This is a genomic window from Marinifilum fragile JCM 15579 (assembly GCF_001310955.1).
GTDB classification, from domain to species: domain Bacteria; phylum Bacteroidota; class Bacteroidia; order Bacteroidales; family Marinifilaceae; genus Marinifilum; species Marinifilum fragile.
Map to the genome: position 1 here is coordinate 124174 of NZ_BAZX01000012.1, position 6737 is coordinate 130910.

6 protein-coding genes are annotated in these 6737 nt (G+C 35.9%); 4 read left to right on the top strand and 2 right to left on the bottom strand.

The window, feature by feature from the left end:
* The first annotated feature begins 16 nt into the window (after positions 1-16).
* From JCM15579_RS10835 to JCM15579_RS10855, 4 genes are all read left to right on the top strand, one after another.
* Positions 17-340: an RloB domain-containing protein gene (locus JCM15579_RS10835; RefSeq protein ID WP_054719842.1), complete on the top strand. Its 324-nt coding sequence runs from the start codon at positions 17-19 to the stop codon at positions 338-340.
* Positions 341-916: 576 nt separating this feature from the next.
* Positions 917-1306, top strand: coding sequence for a hypothetical protein (locus JCM15579_RS10845; protein WP_054719847.1), 390 nt, complete (start codon positions 917-919; stop codon positions 1304-1306).
* A 91-nt stretch (positions 1307-1397) separates the two neighbouring features.
* The gene (locus JCM15579_RS10850; RefSeq protein WP_054719850.1) at positions 1398-2111 is read left to right on the top strand and encodes a pirin family protein; all 714 of its coding nucleotides are present in this window, start codon (positions 1398-1400) and stop codon (positions 2109-2111) included.
* Between the two features lie 66 nt (positions 2112-2177).
* Positions 2178-2621: a DMT family transporter gene (locus JCM15579_RS10855; RefSeq protein WP_054719852.1), complete on the top strand. Its 444-nt coding sequence runs from the start codon at positions 2178-2180 to the stop codon at positions 2619-2621.
* Between the two features lie 506 nt (positions 2622-3127).
* Here JCM15579_RS10855 and JCM15579_RS10860 read toward each other — a convergent pair.
* Positions 3128-5680 carry a M1 family metallopeptidase gene (locus tag JCM15579_RS10860; protein ID WP_054719854.1) on the bottom strand — a complete coding sequence of 851 codons (2553 nt, stop codon included), beginning with the start codon at positions 5678-5680 and terminating at the stop codon, positions 3128-3130.
* 132 nt (positions 5681-5812) lie between these two features.
* On the bottom strand, positions 5813-6613 hold the full coding sequence (locus JCM15579_RS10865; protein WP_054719857.1) for a DUF1338 domain-containing protein: 801 nt from the start codon (positions 6611-6613) through the stop codon (positions 5813-5815).
* Positions 6614-6737: the final 124 nt, after the last annotated feature.

Below are 6737 nucleotides of genomic sequence, written 5' to 3' on the forward strand. Positions count from 1 at the left end.
TGAGTATTATACGGAATTGGATGCTCTTGAAAATGTTGATGTGTTGGTAAATACTCCTTGTTTAGAATATTGGTATTTATTACACTTAAAAAATACAAGGAAGTTTTATGCATCATATTCAGCTTTTGAAAAAGACCTGAACGCCAAGCCAATTACTGGGTACAATAAATCGCGCAAATATTATGTGGCACGACCAGGCATTTATGCCAAACTTAAACCAAACATGCTAAATGCATATAATAGAGCGAAACAACTAGGAAATTACGATCCAAAGAATCCACAACAAGCAAAGGCCGAAATTTATCGCTTGTTTGAGTTACTTGGAATAATTATGAAATAGCAAAATATATTGAGTTTATGTGGGAAGTTATTTTTTACTTTATAATTGTTTTTCCTTTAGGGTATAGAAACTACCTTAAAAATAAAAATTATTCATTATCAGCTAAATTAATGAATTTGATAGTTTCCTTTTTACTGTCCATCTATTTTGCATCTGAATTGAGAAGACAAGTTTGGGAGTTAATTGAAAATGGGACTTCGATTTTTCTCTTACATAGTGAAATTGGCATTCCTCAATGGTTTCACGTTTTATCATCAGTTATATATTTTCTAGTCTGCTTTCATTGTTCAGCACTTGCTATAAGCCTAGGGATAAAAAAGAATTATACAAGGCAACTCTTAATTAAAAGTATTCCAATAATTGGAATTTTATTGATAATCAATTCAGCTATTTTATTTATGAAAGAGGATTCGTCAATGGTAGGTAGATTTATGTATTCATGTATTATATCAATAATATTTTGGGTCCCAATTTTTCTCAGTCTAGTTTTTGTGTTAAGAAGTCGTCCAATGAAAGAAATGTATGCAGAAAAATAAAGCTTAATAGCTTTTAAGTTGCATTAATCCAAAAACAATCATGAAACCAACCATCAAAATATTCGGAATCCTATTGATACTAGTAGGAATATTATTGCTTTTTGCCCCTGAAATCATCTTTGGTTTTTTGGAGAGTAATAAGGGGGCGTTTTGGGTTTATTGGCTTGCCATTTTGGTGCGCTTGGTGTTGGGAGCTATTTTAATTCTATCGGCCAAGGAATCAAAACATCCGCTTGCGGTTAAAATAATTGGTGGCATGTTTGTGATTGCTGCACTCATCTTTTTGTTTATGGGCCAGCAAAACTTTCAGGAGTTTATTGCTACTGTACTTAGCGCATTTACTTCTTACGTTCCTCTTGTAGGATTGGTGAGCATTGCCTTTGGTAGCTTTTTTATTTATGCTTTTACTGGGCGAAGGGCCAAAGAATAATTAAATCCTGAATTTTATATATCAAAAAATACATTGCAGAACATTTCCAGATGTTAAGTGTTTATTTAATGTTACATTAAAATTAGAATCGATGAACACAGTATTGCACAAAGCCAACACAAGAGGACATGCCAATCATGGATGGTTGGATTCCTATCATACTTTTAGTTTTGCGAATTATTACAATCCCGATAGAATACAGTTTGGGGTTTTGCGAGTAATCAACGACGATACCGTTGATGCTGGTAAAGGCTTTGGGACGCACCCTCATGAGAATATGGAGATCATTTCGATACCATTGGAGGGAGAGTTAGAGCACAAGGATAGCATGGGGAATGTTGCCAGAATTAAAGCAGGAGATATTCAGGTGATGAGTGCTGGTACTGGAGTTTACCATAGCGAATACAATAAAAATCAGGACAGAGAGGTTCAATTTCTACAGATTTGGGTGATTCCAAATCAACAACAGGTTGAACCCCGCTACGATCAGATTTCTATAGCCGATATTTCGAAGGAGAATCAGTTCAATCAAATTCTATCTCCAAATGCCGATGACCAAGGGGTTTGGATTCATCAGAATGCTTGGTTCAATTTGGGACAGTTTACCGCAGCCACCGATAATCAATATCAATTGCATTCAAAAGATAATGGTGTATATGCTTTCGTGATTGAAGGAAATGCGATTATCGAAAATCAGGAATTACAGAAACGTGATGGCCTTGGAGTTTGGGGAACAGATTCCATTTCGATAAAAGCTGATAAAAATTCAAAAATTCTTTTGATGGAAGTCCCAATGAATCAATAATCGATTTAGAGCAACAACAGAGAATAGCTCGTAGAATTCACTATTTTTGCAACAAAATAAGAAGCTATGAGATATTTCCTGATGATTTTGATTTTGTTGGTGGGTTGCCTAATGCCAATACAAGCCAGTGTGAATGCCAAATTGGGTACTTTCCTGAAAGCGCCATTAATGGCTGCCCTGATAAATTTTATTGTAGGTGGAACTATTTTGCTTTTTGTAGTTCTTGGTATGCGAACTCCCAATAATTTGTTGCAAGCGGTTAAGGAAGCTCCTTTTCATGCCTGGATAGGTGGAGCAATAGGAGCTGTGTACGTGTCATCAGTAATCTTCTTGGTACCACGTTTGGGAGCAGCCTTAAGTTTTGCCCTAATCGTATTGGGACAATTGGCTTTCTCTTTGGTAATCGATCATTTTGGTTTGTTTGGAGTCTCTGTTCAACCTGTGAATTGGGGAAGAACGATTGGTGTGTTGTTGATACTAGCAGGAGTTTTGGTGATACAGAAATTCTAAGATAAATATGAATTGTTAGTTATAAATGATGAATTAAACTGCTTTTAGCAAGTGGTATGAATTTTTTTATCTAATCCCAGGCCTCTTCAATGTTCTACTCTTTATACACAAATATAAGTTCATTATTATTTAATTAAAATCTTAACGCTTTTAGATGAGTGTTTCCCTTTTTAGGGAAACTGTCGACAGACTAAAGGGTGAAATAGTAAAGTAATAAGCAAAAGCACCCCTCTGGCTGTCGCCATCTCCCCTTAAAATGGGAGAATTCGGAAATTAAATGATTCCATATCTATTTTTTGTCATTCTGTATTTAAGAAATAAATGTGCATAAAGAGTAGCTATAAGGAGAGGGAGTTTTGTGTAAGATGTAATGTTTTATTCAACCTTCTTCTTGAGGAGTAGGTACCGAAGGGGGGATTAATATTTTGTGTTCTTTGTACTTATAACAAAAATGACCCTCCCAAATTCGGAAGAGCCACCTTTTATACTTTCTCCTGTATACTTTTTTACTTCTTAAGTACTGCATCGGCAGTCTGTAAAATTTTCAATTTTAAATTCTCAGGGTAATCAGGTCTTTCCTCCAAAAATTTGCGTGTGATATCGCCAGCTTCTTTGGATTGGAGACCGCTATAGCTAACACTTAACCAATTGTAAGGGAAGAAAATATCTCCGGTTACCTGAATTTCTTGTAACAACTCCAATGCTTGTGGCAAATAGCTCAATGCTTCTTGCTCTCTTAGTGGATGATTTAAATAACGCAAACCTTCCAAAGCCCAACGCTCAATTTGTCTGTTTTCTTCACTCTTTAAACTTTCAAAGAATTCTTTGCGAACTTCAGGATCTGAAGAAAGGGCAGGAGCAACAAATTGCATTTTCTTTTTGCGATCAGGATTTTGGATTCTTTCTGTTTGAGTTTTGATTAGTTCATCAGCTTTTTCAGGCATTTTAATTGCCAGATTACAAGCCAATGCAGTTGCTTTGGTTTCCGAAAGGCTAAATCCACCAATGGCAATTTCCTCTTTCCAAACTTTGAACAGCTGAGATAATCTTTCAGGAGTTTCGGCAATACTGCTCAAAGCAGAATACAAGCTCGATTTTTTACTCATGTCTTTTTCATTGCTCAATCTTATCCAAAGAGTATCTTCTAATTGCTTTCCAATTTTCTTTCTCTCATCAGACGTCAGGTCTATCCAATATACTGAATTCAGGTATGACAACATGCGTTCCAGAATCAAGCTATTCTCTTCTTTGGCAATTTGCTTTTCAATTGCTGTCACGAATTCATTTCCACTTACAAATCCTTCTCTTAGGTTTTCATATAGATTGATTAGAGCAATACCTCTTACCAAATCATCTTTAATGCCATCAAGATTTTCCAAAAGGTATTGTTTGCTTTGTTCATCTAGTTTGAAAAATCCATAAGCATCGCCTTTGGCATTCGGAATGATGTATTCTGGTACATCCATCCCGTTGGCATTCTCAACAAAAACTTCAGGAACATTCATATTAACTTTGATGCTCTTGCTTTCATTTTTGTATCCAAAAATCAAGTGTAGGTCTTGAGTCCAATCACCAGGATTTCCTTTGGCATCTTTTTGAACCATTTTTAATTCGGTAATCTTACCATTTCTTGAGCTGATATTGGTAGTTAAATGAGGTCTTCCTGCCTTGTTGAACCATACCTCGCTCCAATGTTTCAAATCAAAAGGTGTTGAAGCATCCAATATGGCAATTAAATCTTCCCAACTGGCATTGTCATAGGCGTAGTTTTTCATGTAGGTCTGCAATCCTTTTTTCAAAGATTCTTTTCCAATAATATTTTCCAGCATGTTCATCACAATTGGTGATTTGTGATAGATAATGGCACCATACATGGTTCCTGCATCTTTTAGGTTAGGCAATACCTGGTTGATAGGATTCGGACCTGTAGTTCTGTCAACACTGTATGAACTTGGGAAATGAGCCATCTGGAATTTTAAATCGTGGTTCATATCCTTAAAGCTTGGATTGGTGATTTTATCAGCTAGGAAATTGGCAAATATCTCTTTCAACCAAACCTGATCGAACCATTTCATTGTTACCAAATCGCCAAACCACATGTGAGCCGTTTCGTGTGCAATTAAATTCGCACGTGCCAACAGGCGGTTTTGAGTAGCATTTTTATCTAAAAACATTCTTGATGCATTATAAAGGGTAGCACCTGTATGCTCCATCCCTCCATATTGGAATGATGGAATTACTACAATATCATATTTTGCAAAAGGATAGGGTACATCAGTATATTCTTCCAGCCAATCCAATGATTCAAATAACATTCTGAAGATCTCATCGGTATTATTCGCTAGTTTTTCCGAGTCGGTCTCTCTATGATACATTGTGTGCTTTCTGCCATTGTGTTCACGAGTGATGGTTTCAAATTTACCAGCCACAAATGAGAATAGGTAAGTTGGCAGCGGCTCTGTTTTGGCAAATTCGTAAGTGGTTTTATCACCATTCTCTTTTGTTTGCACCAGCTTTCCGTTACCCATGGCTTTCCAATGAGAAGGAACGCTCATGTTTAGCTGAAACCTTCCTTTCAAATTAGGTTGATCGAAACACGGGAATGCAGTTCTTGCGCGATCAGGTACGAACAAAGTATACAAGAATTCATCATTTCGATTCAATGATGTATTGCCTGCAATGAATTCTAGTTCGATTGCATTTTGTCCCTGGTTTAGTTCTTCTTTTGGGATAATTACATGTTCCGATTCGAATCGGTAAGCAGATACTTCTCCGTTTACCTTAACCGATTTGATCAAATTAGCATTCTCGCGGAAATCAATTTGTAAATCCTGGTTAGCTGATTTTAAATCAAAAATCATTTTGTTCTTTCCAGATATCTCAGCTGTCTTTCTTTCCGGGATATCGAACTGTAATTGATATTCCAGATTGGTAATGTTCGTTTTTCTGTAATCGGCTAGTTTTTTGGCAACGCCTGATTCAATAGTTAGTGGTTGTACCTTATTGCAAGCTGAAAAAAGTAGGCAGATGAGGGTCAGAAATATTAGTTGTTTGTTCATTTTTGGTGTGTTAGATTTTGTGCATAAAGATAATATTATCACTCTGTAAATAGAGTGACATTTGTTGGTTTGCACAAAAAAAAAGCAAAATCCAGTTCATGAATTTTGCTTTTTGAATGTTGTTTTATCTGATTAAGCTTCCCTGTAATTTGTACTGTCGAAAATTTTGTTTGCATTGGCAGCTATAAAGCCAGAGAATAGTTCTCCAGTATCATCAGGATAACGAATAGCAAACTCATAAAAGCAAGCAGGAATATCGTAAATGCCTTCCTCAAATTCTACTTTAATAATATCCGATAAGGTTGAAGATTGCTGCAGATAAACCTCAGGAGAGCCTTTAATTTCACCTCCCGATGTATTCATTGGATATCCATTATCTTTTAAAAACTGATTTACCTTCTCAATTGTATCAAACTTTTTTAAAGCATTAATACTAACCGTAAAATGATTTACTCTGAATCCATGGACATATAACCAGGCTGCATATTCTGATTCTTCTCTTAACCTTTGATAGGTTTCATACGAAGGTTTGCTCCATACGCTACCTTTATGGATAAGGTCAGGATCCGAATAATAAGCATTACCTACGGAATTAAGTCTGTTTTTAATAATCTTCTGAAACTCTTCTGAAAATTCAGATAGAATTAATTCAGATATAAAAACTCTTGGAGCTTCTTCGGATGGATGTTCCAAATGAACCGCATTTAAATGCTTATCGTCGAATTTATATTCGCCAGCATATTCGTATCCTGCTTTCAAAAATTTCTTAGCCAAGACATGTATGTTCATTCTGGGATCATCGAAAGTACGAAATGCTACATGATCGTTAATGACTAACTCTCCTTCGTTTGAGAACAGATCATGAATTGCTTGCGCAGATGGATTTTGTGCAGTGTATCCTTTCCAAAGTTCGTTAAAAAGTTGTTTTTGCATGAGTGTGATTTTTATTTTGACTTAATTAAGATACGAATAAAAATCGATGCCCAACAAGATTTTTTATGGCAATAAAAAAGCCTCCGACTCAAAAGAATCGAAGGCTTCATTTTTTCAGCGGTCC

Excerpts from the sequence above, each read along its gene's own strand:
- JCM15579_RS10845 (WP_054719847.1), top strand. The coding sequence starts at position 917 with ATGAAACCAACCATCAAAATATTCGGAATCCTATTGATACTAGTAGGA.
- JCM15579_RS10850 (WP_054719850.1), top strand. The coding sequence starts at position 1,398 with ATGAACACAGTATTGCACAAAGCCAACACAAGAGGACATGCCAATCAT.
- JCM15579_RS10855 (WP_054719852.1), top strand. The coding sequence starts at position 2,178 with ATGAGATATTTCCTGATGATTTTGATTTTGTTGGTGGGTTGCCTAATG.
- JCM15579_RS10860 (WP_054719854.1), bottom strand. The coding sequence starts at position 5,680 with ATGAACAAACAACTAATATTTCTGACCCTCATCTGCCTACTTTTTTCA.
- JCM15579_RS10865 (WP_054719857.1), bottom strand. The coding sequence starts at position 6,613 with ATGCAAAAACAACTTTTTAACGAACTTTGGAAAGGATACACTGCACAA.